Annotated in this window: 13 protein-coding genes; 10 read left to right on the top strand and 3 right to left on the bottom strand. The window is 68.3% G+C overall.

Annotated elements, in window-relative coordinates:
* Positions 1–34: 34 nt before the first annotated feature.
* The 9 genes from ABL840_RS24965 (at position 35) to ABL840_RS24925 (ending at position 13,231) form a co-directional block, all read left to right on the top strand.
* Positions 35–2,221, top strand: coding sequence for a hypothetical protein (locus ABL840_RS24965; RefSeq protein WP_093200957.1), 2,187 nt, complete (start codon positions 35–37; stop codon positions 2,219–2,221).
* A complete protein-coding gene (locus ABL840_RS24960) occupies positions 2,218–2,763 on the top strand; it encodes a zf-TFIIB domain-containing protein (protein WP_093200955.1) in 546 nt (181 codons plus the stop codon). Before ABL840_RS24965 ends, ABL840_RS24960 begins: the two co-directional genes overlap by 4 nt.
* 12 nt (positions 2,764–2,775) lie before the next feature.
* On the top strand, positions 2,776–8,025 hold the full coding sequence (locus ABL840_RS24955) for a DNA repair ATPase (RefSeq protein WP_093306612.1): 5,250 nt from the start codon (positions 2,776–2,778) through the stop codon (positions 8,023–8,025).
* 1 nt (position 8,026) lies between these two features.
* Entirely contained in the window at positions 8,027–8,758 is a 732-nt protein-coding gene (locus ABL840_RS24950) for a phospholipase D-like domain-containing protein (RefSeq protein ID WP_093306610.1), read from the top strand.
* Positions 8,755–9,537 carry a hypothetical protein gene (locus ABL840_RS24945; protein WP_093200947.1) on the top strand — a complete coding sequence of 261 codons (783 nt, stop codon included), beginning with the start codon at positions 8,755–8,757 and terminating at the stop codon, positions 9,535–9,537. Before ABL840_RS24950 ends, ABL840_RS24945 begins: the two co-directional genes overlap by 4 nt.
* A 135-nt stretch (positions 9,538–9,672) precedes the next feature.
* The gene (locus ABL840_RS24940) at positions 9,673–10,848 is read left to right on the top strand and encodes a CaiB/BaiF CoA transferase family protein (RefSeq protein ID WP_093306607.1); all 1,176 of its coding nucleotides are present in this window, start codon (positions 9,673–9,675) and stop codon (positions 10,846–10,848) included.
* Positions 10,845–11,834, top strand: coding sequence for a hydroxymethylglutaryl-CoA lyase (locus ABL840_RS24935; RefSeq protein WP_093306605.1), 990 nt, complete (start codon positions 10,845–10,847; stop codon positions 11,832–11,834). The genes ABL840_RS24940 and ABL840_RS24935 overlap by 4 nt, the downstream gene beginning before the upstream one ends.
* Positions 11,831–12,211, top strand: a complete 381-nt coding sequence (locus ABL840_RS24930) for a VOC family protein (RefSeq protein WP_093306603.1) — start codon at positions 11,831–11,833, stop codon at positions 12,209–12,211. The genes ABL840_RS24935 and ABL840_RS24930 overlap by 4 nt, the downstream gene beginning before the upstream one ends.
* Before the next feature lie 51 nt (positions 12,212–12,262).
* The gene (locus ABL840_RS24925) at positions 12,263–13,231 is read left to right on the top strand and encodes a Bug family tripartite tricarboxylate transporter substrate binding protein (RefSeq protein WP_093306601.1); all 969 of its coding nucleotides are present in this window, start codon (positions 12,263–12,265) and stop codon (positions 13,229–13,231) included.
* Between the two features lie 16 nt (positions 13,232–13,247).
* On the opposite strand, the gene ABL840_RS24920 is transcribed toward ABL840_RS24925, so the two are convergent.
* A complete protein-coding gene (locus ABL840_RS24920) occupies positions 13,248–13,718 on the bottom strand; it encodes an ASCH domain-containing protein (RefSeq protein ID WP_093306599.1) in 471 nt (156 codons plus the stop codon).
* A 50-nt stretch (positions 13,719–13,768) separates the two neighbouring features.
* A complete protein-coding gene (locus tag ABL840_RS24915; RefSeq protein ID WP_176947601.1) occupies positions 13,769–13,915 on the bottom strand; it encodes a hypothetical protein in 147 nt (48 codons plus the stop codon).
* Between the two features lie 225 nt (positions 13,916–14,140).
* Between ABL840_RS24915 and ABL840_RS24910 the strand changes: the two genes are divergently transcribed.
* Positions 14,141–14,632, top strand: coding sequence for a GNAT family N-acetyltransferase (locus tag ABL840_RS24910; protein WP_418116003.1), 492 nt, complete (start codon positions 14,141–14,143; stop codon positions 14,630–14,632).
* Here the strand turns inward: ABL840_RS24910 and ABL840_RS24905 are convergent.
* Positions 14,629–15,195 (bottom strand): LuxR C-terminal-related transcriptional regulator, encoded by a 567-nt coding sequence (locus ABL840_RS24905; protein ID WP_093200929.1) that lies wholly within the window; start codon positions 15,193–15,195, stop codon positions 14,629–14,631. The genes ABL840_RS24910 and ABL840_RS24905 overlap by 4 nt on opposite strands.
* Between the last annotated feature and the right edge of the window lie 74 nt (positions 15,196–15,269).

The raw sequence follows: 15,269 nt of genomic DNA, 5'->3' as shown, positions 1-15,269 counted from the left end.
GTTTCTTTCGCTCTCAAGCATTTCTGGAGAAAAAATGGAGCCCATCATCTTCGCCATCGTCATACTGGCCGTCGTCATCCTCGGCTTGTTCGCGATGTTCGCCAAGTTCTATCGCAAGATCGAGCAGGGCCACGCGCTCATCGTGAACACGCTGCGCGCGGAGCCCGAAGTGACCTTCACCGGTCGGATGGTCTACCCGATCATCCACAAGGCCGAGCTGATGGACATCTCGGTCAAGACGATCGAGATCGACCGCTCGGGCAACGAGGGCCTCATCTGCCGCGACAACATCCGCGCGGACATCAAGGTGAAGTTTTTCGTGCGCGTGAACAAGACGGCCGACGACGTGCTGAAGGTGGCGCAGGGCATCGGCTGCGCCCGGGCCTCCAACCACGAGACGCTGGAGGAGCTGTTCTCCGCCAAGTTTTCCGAAGCGCTGAAGACGGTGGGCAAGTCGATGGACTTCGTCGACCTCTACCAGGCGCGCGACAACTTCCGCGACCAGATCGTGAGCCAGATCGGCAACGACCTCTCGGGCTACGTGCTGGAGGACGCGGCCATCGACTTCCTCGAGCAGACGCCGCTGTCGGAGCTCGACGCCAACAACATCCTCGACGCGCAGGGCATCAAGAAGATCACCGAGCTCACGGCCGTGGAGCACGTGCGCACGAACGAGCTGCGCCGCAACGAGGAAATGCAGATCAAGAAGAAGAACGTCGAGACGCAGGAAGCCCTGCTCGAACTCGAGCGCCAGCAGGCCGACGCCACCGCGCGCCAGCAGCGCGAGATCGCCAGCGTGCGTGCCCGCGAGGAGGCCGAGACCGCCAAGATCCAGGCCGAGGAGCGCACCAAGTCCGAAACCGCCCGCCTGCTCGCCGAGCAGTCGGTGTCGGTGCAGCAGGAGAACGTGCAGCGCGAGAAGGAAGTGGCCGAGAACAACCGCAAGCGCGCGGTGGCCGTCGAGGAGGAAAAGGTCATCCGTGCCCGTGACCTGGAGATCGTCGACCGCGAGAAGGAAGTGACGCTGCAGCGCATCGAGAAGGACAAGGCCGTCGAAGTGCAGAAGAAGGCCATTGCCGACGTGATCCGCGAGCGCATCGTGGTCGAGCGCACGGTGGCCGAGCAGGAAGAAGCCATCAAGGAACTGCGCGTGGTCGCAGAGGCCGAGCGCACCAAGAAGTCGGTCGTCATCATGGCGGAGGGCCAGGCCGACGAGAAGATGGTGCTCGACCTCAAGGCTGCCGAGACGCAGGAAAAGCGCGCCCGTCACAAGGCTGCTGAAGAACTCACTCTGGCCGATGCCAAGCTGAAGGTGGCCGAGCGCGAGGCTGAATCGAAGAAGCGCGAAGCCGAAGGCGTGGAAGCCATCTCGGCCGCGCCGGGGCTGGCCGCCGCCAAGGTCGAGATCGCCACCGCGCAGGCCAAGCTCGCCAGCTTCGAGGCCGAGGCCTCGGGCAAGGAAAAGCTGGGCCTTGCCGACGTGCACGTGCGTCAGGCCGATGCCGACGCGATCCTCAAGGCCGGCCAGGCCGACGCGCAGGTGATCGAGGCCCGCTCGCAGGCCGAAGCCGCCGGCATGCGCGCCAAGTTCGAGGCCGAGGCTTCGGGCAAGGAGAAGCTCGGCCTCGCCGAGGTCAACGTGCGCACGGCCGATGCCGAGGCCACGCTCAAGTCGGGCCAGGCCGATGCGCAGGTCATCGAGGCGCGCTTCGGTGCCGAGGCGAAGGGCCTGCACGAGAAGTTCGAGGCCATGAAGGCCATGAGCCCCGAGACGCGCGACCACGAGGAATTCCGCATGCGCCTGGAGAAGTCGCACATCGAGACCCTCAAGGGCATCGACGCGCAGACCGCCATTGCCAAGGAACAGGCCGAGGTGCTGGGCACCGCGCTGGGCAACGCCAAGATCGACATCGTGGGCGGGCAGGGCGACTACTTCGACAGCTTCGTGCGTTCGCTCTCGGTGGGCAAGGGCATCGACGGCGTCATCTCCAAGAGCAATGCGCTGCAGGTCGCCTTCAAGGACCAGCTCTCCGGCGAACGCGACGTGGTGAAGGACCTGCGCGACATCGTCGGCGCGCTGGGCAGCTCGTCGGGCGAGGTCCAGAATCTCAGCGTGGCTGCGCTGATGAACAAGATCGCCAGCCATGGCAACGAGAGCCAGAAGAGCGCGCTGCAGAACCTGGTTTCGACCTTCCGCAACGGTGCCGGGGAAGCGCGATGAACGCGAACCTGAAGTGCAGCTGTGCAGCGCACTCGCCGATGCGGGCCGTGGCGTTGGCCGAGGCGTTGCTCGCGGTGCAGTGCGGCGACTGCCAAGGCATGGTCATGGACATGGAGGACTGGCGCGCCTGGAAGGCCGCCGACGAAAGCCGCGTGCCGCATGCGGTCGACGACGAGATCATCGAGGTGTTCGATGCCGCATCGGTGCGGCACTGCCCCGAATGCGATCGCCTGATGCAGCGCCTGCGCGTGAGCGCGGGCCCCGACTTTCGCATCGACCGCTGCGTGAACTGCCAGAACCTCTGGTTCGACCCGGGCGAGTGGCGCGCCATCGTCAGCCGCGGCCTTGCCGGCCGGCTCGACGAGCTGCTGTCCGACGGCTGGCAGCGCCGCCTGCAGACCGAGGAGGTGCGCGGCGCGCGCGTTGCCGCGCTGCGCCGTCGCTACGGCGACGAATGCATCGACGAGCTGGACCGCATCCGCGCCTGGCTCGATACCCAGCCTCACCGCGACGAACTGCTCGCCCTGCTGCGCGCGGACTGACCGCGCCGACATATGCAACCAACGGATGAAAAGGGCGCGCCGCCCGGCGACGCCGAGTCGCAGACCGAGGCGCTGGTGTCCGGCAGCGGCAGCTACGACCTGCTGAAGAAGCGGCTGGAGAGCCAGGGCGAGAGCCTGCTGAAGAAGACACAGGCGCTCAATGAGCAGCGGCTGGCCGAGTTCGGCCGCTCCGACCAGGCCCTGATCCTGCGCACGCGCGCGCGCACCGAGAACAACGCCGTGGCGCGCGACCTGGTGCGCATCGGCGACCTGCTGCTGTTCGGCTACAACGTGTTCATCGGGCTGCGCAAGGAAACCGCGGTCGGCGACGTGTTCGGCCTTTACCGGCTGGTGTCGCCCGGCGAGGCCGGGCAGGGAGCGGACAGCGACGAGCTGCAGTCCGTGCCGCTGGCTGGCAGCTTCCTGGAAGACCCGCGCTTCGTTTCCGACTTCCGCGAGCTCTACGCCTACTACAAGCAGGCCACGCTGCTGCAGCTGCGCGTGACGCAGGACAAGCTGCTCGCCGCATTCCAGATCGGCCAGCAGCTTACCGACGTGCGCGTGTTCCGCTGGGCCATCGAGCGCGACGGCCGCATCCAGTACATCGACAACCGGGGCGAGCGCGACATCGCGCTGCCGGCGAGCCACGATTTCGAATGGACCGTGGCCACGCGCGAAGACCACGTGGGCGGCAAGCATCCGCACATCAACGTGCTCGACACGGTCTTCGTCGAGACGCTGGGCGGCGACCTCACGATCAAGATCGAGAACAACACCGAGACCGGGCTGGGCATCTACAACGAGCCGGTGGACGACCGCAGCCAGTCGCTCGCCGACGCCGAGATCGCCTGGGCGAAGCTCGGCATGTTGATCCTGCTGCGCGTGAAGCCCTACCGCGAGCAGGTCACGCGCTACCTGGTGTTCAACATCCGTACGCAGCAGGTGGAGCGCATCGACGCCATCGGCGGCTCCTGCGTGCAGCTGCCCGAAGACCACGGGATCATCTTCCCGGGCGGCTATTACCTGCAGTCCGGCGAGTACAAGCGCTTCGACCTGCCGGCGGAGATGGTCGAGAACCTGCGCTTCAAGCGCATGCTGCGTTCGCCCAACGGCGAGGACGTGGCCTACATCTTCTACGACCCGAGGCCTGGCCGCTACGCGCTCTTCAACTACAACCTGATCGACAAGAAGCTCGGAACGCCGATCATCGCGAACGGCTATGCGCGCTTCGCCGACGGCCGCATCCTGGTGTTCCACGACGGCAACGGCGAGCCGACCCGCGTGCACCCGATGCAGCTGTGGCAGACGCCGTTCGCCAGCGAGGAGCACGTGAGCGCGCAGCCGCCCGCTGCCGGCTTCTTCGGCAAGATCGGCAACGCCGAGCTGGTGCGCGGCGTGAGCGACCTGATGGGCATAGCTCGCGCGGTGCGCGAGCAGGCGCCGACCAAGGCCGCTTACGAAGACCTGATCCGCCAGTGCACGCGCGTGAGCGACGCCTACTTCTGGCTCGATGCGCCCGAAGCCGCCGGAACCATGGGCGAGCTGCGCAGCATTGCCGAGGTGGCGCGCGGCACGCTGGCGGAGTTCGAGAAGGTCGACACCATTCGCCGCGAAACGGCCCGTGCGCTGGCTCGCGCCGAGGACGAGCAGCACGCGCTGTTGGTCGACATTGCCAGCACGCTCTGGCGGGCACCCGACGATTTCGTGAAGGCGCTGGGCCGGCTGCGCGAGCGGCGCGGCGCGCTGCAGATGCTCAAGGAGCTGCGCTACGCCGACCTGCCGCGCATCGCCGCGATGGACGGTGCGCTCGAGGCCGAGCAGCAGCGCATCGGCGAGCGCGCCATGCAGTTCCTGGCGGCGGACACCGCCTTCGCGGGCCAGCGGCAGACGCTGGACAAGCTCGCGATCGAACTGCCCAATCTCGCCACTTCGCCGGCGCTGGGGCAGTTGCTCGCCACGCTCGACGAGCAGGCGGCCGGCCTCGACCTGCTGACCGAGCAGCTCGGCAGCCTGCCGGGCGGCGATGCGGTCATCCGCACCTCGATCCTCGACCGCATCTCGCTGATCTACGCCGACATCAACCGCATGCGTGCCGATGCGCGCGCGCGGCGCAAGTCGCTGGGCGCGACCGAGGCGCGGGCCGAGTTCGGCGCACAGTTCAAGCTCTTCGGTCAGGCGGTGGAGAACGCGCTGGAGTTCGCAGACACGCCCGAGAAGTGCGACGACGCGCTCACGCGCCTGCTGGCGCAGCTGGAGGAAATCGAAGGCCGCTTCGCCGAGCAGGACGAGTTCCTGGGCGACATCGCCGAGAAGCGCGAGAACGTCTACGAGGCGCTGTCGGCAAGGCGCCAGAGCCTGGTCGAGGCCCGCCAGCGCCGTGCGCAGGGCGTGATCGACGCGGCGGGGCGCATCCTCGACGGCATTCCCCGCCGCATCGCGCAGCTTGCCGAGCTGGGCCAGGTCCACAGCTACTTTGCGGCCGACCCGATGATCGGCAAGCTGCACACGCTGATCGCCGACCTGCGCACGCTGGGCGCGGCGGTGCCGGCCGACGAACTCGACACCCGCCTGAAGACCGCCCGAGACCAGGCCCTGCGCGCGGTGCGCGACAAGCGCGAGCTGGTGAGCGAGGGCGGCGACACGCTGCGCCTGGGCCGCCACGCCTTCACCGTGCACCGCCAGCCGGTCGACCTGACGCTGGTGGCCCGCGAAGAAGGCATGGCCTACCAGGTGACGGGCACCGACTACCTGAGCCCGGTGGACGACGAGCGGCTGCGCGCGCTGCAGGCCTACTGGGGCCAGTCGCTGGTGTCGGAAACGCCGGAGCTGTCGCGCGCCGAATACCTTGCCGGCCGCCTGCTCGAGGCCTTGCTCGAAGGCAAGGCCGAGCGCAGCTGGGCCGACGTGCGCACGCTGCTGGCCGAAGACCCGCAGCATCCGCAACTGCTCGAAATGGTCCGTCGCTTCGCCGCCGCGCGCTATCAGGAGGGCTACCAGAAGGGCATCCACGACGACGATGCGCTTCGCCTGCTGGCCGCGCTGGCCGGCATGCAGGACCAGGCCGGCCTGCTGGCCTGGGGCCCGACCGAGCGTGCGCTGGCCTTGCTCTACTGGCAGCACGGCCACCTGATCGCGCACCGCGAGTCGCTGCTGCGGCGCGCGCGTGCCGCGCTGCAGATGCAGGACCTGTTCGGCCGGCGAGACGCCCTCGATCAACTCGAAGCAGACGTCGCCCGTTCGCTGGGCCACTTCGTGCGCGAGGTGCTGCCCGATCTGCTCCCTCCGCTCGCGGATGCGGAAGCAGAAGAAGAGCAGGAGTCTCGCAAGGCGCTCGTCGCCACGCTGTGCGACCAGTCCGCAGCCTACCTCGTGCGCGAGCTCGCAGCGCATGGCGGTGACACCTGGGTGGTCTCGGGCGCGGGCGAAGACCTGGCCGCCGCGCTGCTGCGCGAACTGGACCGCGGACGCCGCCGCGAGGCCTGGCAAGCCGACCTCGACGCCGCGCCGCCGGCCGAGCGCTGGCGGCTGGCGCGCGACTGGGTGCGTGCCTACGCCGTGCACCAGTCGCCGCAATCGGTCGACTGGGTCGACGACGCGGCCAGCGTGCTCGCCATGCCCCTGCAGCGCGCCCGCGTGAACGTGGCGCTCGACCAGACGGTCGAGGGGCTGCGCGGCGAGCATCCGCGCGTGGCCGACGGCCGCCTGACGCTGAACCTCAACGACTTCTGGCGCCGCTTCCTGTTCCACACGCAGCATGCGGTGCCGGGCTTCGAGGCGCTGCATCGCCTGCGCCACGAGCTGCTCGAAGGCGAGAAGGCCCGGCTCAAGCTGAGCCAGTTCCAGGCCAGGCCGCTGTCGACCTTCGTGCGCAACCAGCTGATCGACGAGCTGTACCTGCCCATCATCGGCGACAACCTCGCCAAGCAGATCGGCTCGGCGGGCGAGGGCAGCCGCACCGACCGCATGGGCCTGCTGCTGCTGATCTCGCCGCCCGGCTACGGCAAGACCACGCTGATGGAATACGTGGCCGATCGCCTCGGGCTGATCTTCGTGCGCATCAACTGCCCGGCGCTGGGCCACGGCGTGACCGCCATCGACCCGGCCAACGCGCCCAACAGCGCTGCGCGGCAGGAACTCGAGAAGCTCAACCTGGGCCTCGCCATGGGCAGCAACGTGATGCTGTACCTGGACGACATCCAGCACACGAGCCCCGAGTTCCTGCAGAAGTTCATCGCGCTGGCCGACGGCACCCGCCGCATCGAGGGCGTGTGGAACGGCGAGCCGCGCAGCTACGACATGCGCGGCAAGCGCTTCGCGATCGTGATGGCGGGCAACCCGTACACCGAGTCGGGCGACGTGTTCAAGATCCCGGACATGCTGGCCAACCGCGCCGACATCTACAACCTCGGCGACGTGCTCTCGGGGCGGGAGGCGGCCTTTGCGCTCTCGTACATCGAGAACAGCCTGACGTCGAATCCCACGCTGATGCCGCTGGCCTCGCGCGATCCGAAGGACGTGCAGCTGCTGGTGAAGATGGCGCAGGGCCACGAGGTGCCGAGCAGCGCGCTGTCGCATGCCTACAGCGCGGTCGAGCTGGAGGAGATCAAGGCGCTGCTGCAGCGCCTGTTCCGTGCGCGCGATCTGCTGCTGAAGGTGAACCTTGCCTACATCGAGTCGGCCGCGCAGCAGGAGTCGTACCGCGTGGCCCCGCCGTTCAAGCTGCAGGGCAGCTACCGCAACATGACCAAGCTCGCGGGCAAGATCACCGCGCTGATGCGCGACGAGGAGCTCGACGCGCTGCTGCGCGACCACTACCGCGGCGAGGCCCAGACCCTGACCACGGGCGCCGAGGAGAACCTGCTGCGCCTGGCCCAACTGCTTGGCAGCCCGACGCCGGAGGAGGGCGCGCGCTGGAAGGAAATCTGCGAGGAGTTCGTGCGCCAGCGCAAGCTGGGCGGTGCCGACGTGGACGGCAGCCAGCGCATCGCCAGCAGCATGCTCGACGTGGCCCGCGCGGTCGATTCGCTCAAGCCCGAGCCCGCGCCGCCTGCGGAGGGGCCGAGCGAGGGCCAGCGCCTGGCCGATGCCATGCTGCAGATCGCCGTCACATACCGCGAGCTGATCCTGCCGCTGGTAACGGCCACCGAGCGCCGGCTGGAGCTGGACCGCTCCATCGCCCAGAACATGGAGCGGCTCGCGGCAGAGGCGATGACGATGCGTGCGGCGCCGAAGCGCGCGCCCAAACCGGACAAGGAGCAATGAGATGGCGGCCCAGCCCGCGACCACTGAAGCGCCGCCCGCGCTCCCCGAGCTGCTGGCCCAGCTCGACGACACCCTTGCCGATGCGCGCCTGAGCGACGACGAGCGCCGCGTGCTGGTCCACACGCTGCGCGAGGCCCAGCCGCCGGAAGACGGCCTGCGGCAGCTGCGCAACCGTGCCTTCGATCTGGTGCGGGCGCGCACCGCCGACCCTGAACAGCTGGCGCTGCTGAAGTGGCTCGAAGGCGTGGTCCGCGCCATCGATACGGGCCGCTCGCCCGACAGCGTGGCCGTGCGTTCGCAGGCCTTCTTCAGCCCCGGCACGGCCTGCCTGCAGGCCATCAACCAGCAGCTGCGGTCGGCCAGGCATTCGGTGGACCTTTGCGTGTTCACGCTGTCGGACGACCGCATCACGGCCGAGATACTGGCGGCGCACCGGCGTGGCGTGTCGCTGCGCTGCATCTCCGACAACGACAAGGAGTTCGATCTCGGCAGCGACATCGGCCAGCTGCGCGCGGCCGGCATTCCGGTCGCGGTGGATCGCACCGAGGCGCACATGCACCACAAGTTCGCCATCTTCGACGGTGCCCGGCTGCTCAACGGCAGCTACAACTGGACGCGCAGCGCCTGCGAGTTCAACGAGGAGAACCTGGTGCTGACCAACGACCCATCGCTCGTACGGCGTTTCGCCGACGAGTTCGACTCCTTGTGGAAAGAACTGCAGGCCTCCCGATGAGCACCAGACGCATCGACTACGACTGGGAGCTGCCCGCCGAGATGCAGCAGCGGCTGGGCAGCTCCAGCTACGGCGCGCAGCGCGTCATTCACGAACAGGGGCACCTGATGGTGATCCTGCACGAGCCGCCCGCGGGTACAGGTTCGGAGCGCAAGTCGGCGGTGTTCCTGCGCAAGCCCGACGGTACCTGGCTGCACAAGGGCAACAACCCGGGCGAGCGCGCGTTGGGCAAGCTGATCGAGAGCTATCGCGCGTCGCTGGCCACCTTCGAGGTCCGGCACGAGGCTGCCGACAACTCCGAGGCGCTGTTCCAGATCCTCGGGCCGCTGATACCGCTGGCACGCGCCGCCTCGAACATGCAGGCGGCCCTGCAGTCCGCGCGCGAGGCCGTGCCGGAGGACGCGATGATCACCGACCTGCGCGACCGCGCGGTGGAGATCGTGCGCGGGCTCGAACTGCTGCTGGCCGACACGCGGATGTCGCTCGACTACAGGCTCGCTCATGCGGCCGAGCAGCAGGCGCGCGCGGCCAACGAGGTCAGCCGGGCGCAGCACAAGCTCAACACCATCGCGGCGCTGACCTTTCCGCTGATGGCCGTCGGCGCGGCTTTCGGCATGAACCTGCACAGCGGCGCGGAGAACCTGCCCGGCTGGGCGTTCTGGGCGATCTTCGGTGCAGGGCTCTTCATGGGCGTGCTGCTGCGCGGATGGGTCAAGGCGCCGGAGCCGCCGCCATCGCTACCGCTTGCAACCGGTTCCGGCTTGTCGAAGAAGAAGTAGGCGCAGCAGGCGCAGGCGGCCAGGCCGACCGGCCCCTTCGCGTTTTGCGAAGGGGTGCTGCCGTCATGGCAATTCCGCATTCCGCGATCCGTTCCTAGAGTCGGGGCCAGCCCAACAAAGGAGACGGACGCGGATATGAATGCACTCGAAGGCCTGAAGGTGCTGGAGCTCGGCCAGCTCATCGCCGGCCCCTTCGCCGGCAAGACACTGGCGGAGTTCGGCGCCGACGTGATCAAGGTCGAGCCTGCGGGTGTCGGCGATCCGCTGCGCAAGTGGCGGCTGTTGCGCGACAACGGCACCTCGGCATGGTGGGAGGTGCAGTCGCGCAACAAGCGCTCGGTGTGCCTGGACCTGCGCAGCGCCGAAGGGCAGGAGGCCGTGCGCGCGCTGGCGCTCGAGGCCGACGTGCTGATCGAGAACTTCAAGCCCGGCACGCTCGAAGGCTGGGGCCTGGGCTGGGAACAGCTGCATGCGCTGAACCCGCGACTCATCATGCTGCGCATCTCGGGCTACGGGCAGACCGGGCCCTATCGCGACAAGCCCGGCTTCGGCGTGCTCGGTGAATCGATGGGCGGGCTGCGCTACCTGAGCGGCGAGCCTGGCCGGGTGCCGGTGCGCGTGGGGGTGTCGCTGGGCGACACGCTGGCGGCGCTGCATGGCGTGATCGGCGTGCTGACCGCGCTGCACCACCGCACCGCCCATGGCGGAGAAGGGCAGTTCATCGACGTGGCGCTCTACGAGTCGGTGTTCAACGTGATGGAAAGCCTGCTGCCCGAGTACGACGCCTTCGGCGCCGTGCGCGAGCGTGCCGGCAGCGCACTGCCCGGCATCGCGCCGACCAACGCCTACCGCTGCGAAGACGGTCACTACGTGCTGGTGGCCGGCAACGGCGACAGCATCTTCCGTCGGCTGATGCGCGCCATCGGCCGCGAAGACCTGGAGAACGACCCCGGGCTCGTGCACAACGACGGCCGCGTGCTGCGCGTGGACGAGATCGACGCCGCCATCGAGGCCTGGACGCTCCGGCGCAGTCGCGACGATGTGTTGGCCGTGCTCGACGCCGCCGGCGTGCCGGTCGGGCGCATCTACACCGTGGCCGACATCGCGAGCGACCCCCAGTACCTGGCGCGCGGGATGATCGTGGAGGCGCCCACCTCCGATGGAGCCACGCTGAAGGTGCCGGGCGTGGTGCCCAAGCTCAGCGCCACGCCGGGGCGCATCGCGCACCCCGCGCCGCGGCTGGGCGAGCACGACCGCGATCTGGGCGGTGCCGGCTGGCCCGCGCGCCGCGTGGAAGGGGTTGCGGTATGAAGACGGGCAACGGCACGAGGCTCTTCATCAACGAGGTCGCCACACGCGACGGCTTCCAGATGGAAAGCCGCTTCATTCCCACCGACGACAAGATCGCCCTCGTCGACCGGCTGAGCGGGCTGGGCTACGCGAAGATCGAGGTCACGTCCTTCACTTCGGCGAAGGCGATACCCGCGCTGCGCGACGGCGAGGAGGTGATGCAGCGCATCGCCCGCCGCCCCGGCGTGGTCTACACCGCGCTGGTGCCTAACGTGCGCGGCGCGGAGCGCGCACTGGAAAGCCGCATCGACGAGTTCAACATCGTCATGTCGGCGAGCGAGACGCACAACCTCGCCAACCTGCGCATGACGCGCGAGCAGTCGTTCGCTCAGCTGACCGGGGTGATCGCACTGGCGAAGCAGGCCGGCGTGCCGGTGAACGTGTCGCTGTCGTGCGTGTTCGGCTGCCCGATGGAGGGCGAGGTGCCGCTGGCACAGGTCCAGGGCTTGATCGACCGATTCGCCGCGCTGGAGGTGCAGGGCATCACGCTGTGCGACACGACGGGCATGGCTTACCCCACGCAGGTGCGGGAGATCTGCGAGGCGGTCATCTCCAGCAAGCCTGCGATGGAATGGACGGCCCACTTTCATAACACGCGCGGCATGGGGCTGGTGAACACGGTGGCAGCGGTGGAGGCCGGCATCCGCCGGCTCGACATGTCGCTTGGCGGCATCGGCGGCTGCCCCTACGCGCCGGGCGCGACAGGCAACGTGGCGACCGAGGACGTGGTCCACATGCTGCAGTGCATGGGCTATGACACGGGCATGGATCTCGCGGGCCTGATTGCCGCCGCTGGCGAGCTGGAAGCACTGGTGCAGCACGACCTGCCGGCCCAGGTCTCGCGCGCGGGCCACCGGCTGACGCGGCATGCGCCGCCGCCGGATTTCAACGACATCGCGGCTCGCGCCCGGGAGCGCGGGCACGCACCGAAGGAGCTTCAACCATGATCGGCCACCTGGACCACCTCGTGCTGACAACGGCGCACGAGGAAGCCTGCATCCGCTTCTACGTCGACGTGCTGGGCATGTCGCTGGAGAGCTTCGGCGCCGGCCGCAAGGCCTTCCGCTTCGGCAACCAGAAGATCAACCTGCATGTGAAGGGCCACGAGTTCGAGCCCAAGGCGCAGCTGCCGACGCCCGGCTCGCTGGACCTGTGCTTCATCGCCAGCGTGCCGCTCGAGGAAGTCATTGCGAGCCTTGGCGAGAAGGGCGTGCCCATTCTCGAAGGGCCGGTGATGCGCACGGGCGCCACTTCGCGCATCCGTTCGGTCTACGTACGCGACCCGGACCTGAACCTGATCGAGATCTCGGAACTTTCGCCCTGACGGCGCGGCGCCGAAGACAGCCAGCAAATACAAAACCACCGGAGACAAACCATGAAACCCATTCACCGCCTTCTCGCGGTCGGCCTTGCGCTGGCCGCTTCGGCCGCGTCCGCCAGCGACGCGTGGCCCTCGAGACCGATCACGATGGTCGTGCCCACCGCGCCGGCCGGCTCCACCGACATCATGGCGCGCCTGGTCGGCGATCCGCTGCAGCGCGCGCTGGGCCAGCCCGTGGTGGTCGACAACAAGCCCGGCGCCAGCGGCAACATCGGCACCGAGTTCGTGGCGCGCGCCGCGCCCGACGGCTACACGCTGCTGATGCAGTACTCGGGCTACCACGTCGGCAACCCGTCGCTCTATCCGAACATCAAGTGGAGCCCCACCAAGGACTTCGTGCCGGTGGCGATGGTGATGCGCGCGCCGCACGTCGTCGCGGTGAGCGGCAAGCTGCCGATGAAGTCGATGAAGGAGCTCATCGAGTACGGCAAGAAGAAGGAGGGCGGGCTCTTCTACGCCTCGTCGGGCAACGGCTCGATCCAGCACATCGCGGGCGAGCTGCTGTCGCGGCAGTCGAAGCAGGCGATGACGCACGTGCCCTACAAGGGCTCGGGGCCGGCGATCAATGACCTGATCTCGGGCAACGTGGACATGTTCATCACCACGCCGCCCTCGGTCATCGGCCATTTCGCGGGAGGGCGCATCAAGCCGCTGGCGTACACGGGCAGCAAGCGCCATTCGTCGATGCCCGATGTGCCGACCTCGGCCGAGGCGGGGCTGCTGGGCTACGAGGTCGAGTCGTGGTTCGCTGTGTTCGCTCCGGCGAAGACGCCGCCTGAGATCGTCAACAGGCTGAGCGCGGAACTCCGCAAGATCGTCGAGAGCGAAGCCTTCCGCAAGAAGGTGGACGAGCAGGGCGCCTTTGCGACCTACATGGACCCGCCGACGCTCGCGAGATTCGTCGACCAGGAGCTGGCGAGCTGGTCGAAGGTGATCAAGTCGGCGGACATCAAGCCCGATTGATCGATACGGCGGCCAATCAGCCTTCCTGGTAGGCGACCTCGAAGGTCTCGCACAGCACCGGCATGCGCATGTCGGGCTTCCTGCCGATGCGCTCGCATTCGCCGCTGAAGTACTGCCAGTGGCCTTCGCGCCAGTAGCGCAGCGAGCCGTCGCCTTCGGCCTCGACGGCCGCGAAGTCCTCGCCGACTTCGTCGAAGGGCATGACGACCACGCTGCGTGTCTCGATCACGCACAGCGGCCTGCCATGCCAGTCGGTCACCACGCTGAGGTCACCGGGCCTGGGGCGCGGCCTTCCGGTCGATTCGACGGACCATTCGAGGCTCGCCGTGCCGCGCTTGCGCCCCTCCAGCACGAGCTGCGCCAGCTCGGTGGCGCCGGCCTCGTTGTCGTCGAAGTGGAAGGCTTCGCAGAAACGGGCGGAGGCATCGGCGCCCGCGGCGCTCTGGAATCGCTCCCAGAAGGGGAGGACGTGGGCTGGAATGGTCATGTGTGGCGGGCCTGGAGCCGCAGCGCCGGGCCTGCCACGGGCACGACCGGCTACAGCTTGACGTTGATGATCGACAGGATGATCGCAGAGAGCGTCATCGCCACCGGCAGCTTCTGCACGGCGAGCGCACGGACGCGGGCGACGGAGGCCTGGGTCTGCAGCAGAAGGCTGCGTTCGGAATGGATGGGTGTGGACATTTCGGACTCCTGTGTGTTGCGGGCTTCTTGCCCCGGATGGCCTCCACGATAGGCTTCGCAGGGCGCTGCGGCGCAGGCCTTTCGAGGACACGGCGTTTCTGTTTTCGCAACGATCCGTCGGCGTTCGGCCGGAACTTCCGCCAGGTTTTCCGGATCGGCGGGGCTGCGCGCGGCGCGAGAATCCGGCCCCCGGCAACGAACGAACAAGAAGGCAGGCAGAGAGAAATGAAGAGCAAGACGGCGGCGCTCCGGCCGAAGATGCGCCGAGCCACCCCCGACGATCCGACCCCCTGGGCGCTGCTGCTGGCCGCCGACGGCCCGCGCGCCGAGATCCGCAAATACCTGTCGCGCGGCGAACTCTGGTTGGCCGAGGCTGCCGGCCGGGTCGTCGGGCAGATGGTGCTGCTCGAAACCCGCGTCGGCACATGGGAAATCATGAACATCGCGGTGAGCGACGAGCTGCGCGGCCATGGCGTGGGCACCGCGCTGCTGCGCAAGGCGAAGGCGGTGGCCATCGAGCGCGGGGCGCACCTGCTCGAAGTCGGCACGGGCAACAGCAGCCTGCGCGAACTGGCCTTCTACCAGCGCTTCGGCTTCCGCATCGTCGGCGTGGACACGGATTTCTTCGTGCGTCGCGCCAACGGCGGCAGGCTGCAGAAGCAGAACGGCATCGTGCTGCGCGACATGGTGCGCATGCGGATCGAACTCGAAAGCTAGCCCGCGATCAGCTTCTGCACCAGCTCCGCCGTGGTTGCGGCCGCGTACTTGCGCATCAGCCGCGCCCGGTGCAGCTCGACCGTGCGGTGGCTGATGCCCAGCGCCTTGCCGATCTCCTTCGAGGTCAGCCCGCGCATCACCTGCGCCGCCACCTCGCGCTCGCGTGGCGTGAGCTCGGCCTTGACGGCGCGGCGCGAGCCCAGGTCCTCGAAGGTCCAGATGCCGGCCTCGTGGGGGGCGTCGCGGTTGAGCGCGTGGCCGGTGACGTGGCACCAGAAGGTCTCGTCGGCGATGGCGCCGTGCAGGCTGCCCAGCCGCTTCATCATGCGGTTGTCGGCGTAGTGCCCGCTGGCGTTCAGGAACGGCTCCATGCGCTTGCCGATGCGCTCGAACTCGGCCACGCTGGGGTAGAGGATGCTGAACGAATGCCCGACCAGCGCGGAGGGCGTTGCGCCGAAGATCTCGCAAACGCGCACGTTGCACGCCACGATGGTGCGGTTGCTCGACACCACCATGCCGACGGGTGCGTGCTCAAACGCCAGCCGGTAATCGATCTCGGGCATCGGGGGTCTCCATTACGAAATACTACGTATGCGAGTAGGTAGTATCGTTCAGGGGTTTCCCACCCCTTTCAGCC

The organism is Variovorax sp. NFACC27, from assembly GCF_048301545.1.
Lineage (GTDB): Bacteria > Pseudomonadota > Gammaproteobacteria > Burkholderiales > Burkholderiaceae_C > Variovorax > Variovorax gossypii.
Note: the sequence above shows the minus strand (reverse complement) of the source record. Positions and strands in the feature narration are given on the sequence as shown.

Bases quoted from the DNA above. Each gene is read 5' to 3' on its own strand.
- ABL840_RS24935 (WP_093306605.1), top strand. From the start codon at position 10,845: ATGAAGACGGGCAACGGCACGAGGCTCTTCATCAACGAGGTCGCCACA.
- ABL840_RS24965 (WP_093200957.1), top strand. From the start codon at position 35: ATGGAGCCCATCATCTTCGCCATCGTCATACTGGCCGTCGTCATCCTC.
- ABL840_RS24925 (WP_093306601.1), top strand. From the start codon at position 12,263: ATGAAACCCATTCACCGCCTTCTCGCGGTCGGCCTTGCGCTGGCCGCT.
- ABL840_RS24955 (WP_093306612.1), top strand. From the start codon at position 2,776: ATGCAACCAACGGATGAAAAGGGCGCGCCGCCCGGCGACGCCGAGTCG.
- ABL840_RS24905 (WP_093200929.1), bottom strand. From the start codon at position 15,195: ATGCCCGAGATCGATTACCGGCTGGCGTTTGAGCACGCACCCGTCGGC.
- ABL840_RS24950 (WP_093306610.1), top strand. From the start codon at position 8,027: ATGGCGGCCCAGCCCGCGACCACTGAAGCGCCGCCCGCGCTCCCCGAG.
- ABL840_RS24940 (WP_093306607.1), top strand. From the start codon at position 9,673: ATGAATGCACTCGAAGGCCTGAAGGTGCTGGAGCTCGGCCAGCTCATC.
- ABL840_RS24960 (WP_093200955.1), top strand. From the start codon at position 2,218: ATGAACGCGAACCTGAAGTGCAGCTGTGCAGCGCACTCGCCGATGCGG.
- ABL840_RS24945 (WP_093200947.1), top strand. From the start codon at position 8,755: ATGAGCACCAGACGCATCGACTACGACTGGGAGCTGCCCGCCGAGATG.
- ABL840_RS24930 (WP_093306603.1), top strand. From the start codon at position 11,831: ATGATCGGCCACCTGGACCACCTCGTGCTGACAACGGCGCACGAGGAA.
- ABL840_RS24910 (WP_418116003.1), top strand. From the start codon at position 14,141: ATGAAGAGCAAGACGGCGGCGCTCCGGCCGAAGATGCGCCGAGCCACC.
- ABL840_RS24915 (WP_176947601.1), bottom strand. From the start codon at position 13,915: ATGTCCACACCCATCCATTCCGAACGCAGCCTTCTGCTGCAGACCCAG.
- ABL840_RS24920 (WP_093306599.1), bottom strand. From the start codon at position 13,718: ATGACCATTCCAGCCCACGTCCTCCCCTTCTGGGAGCGATTCCAGAGC.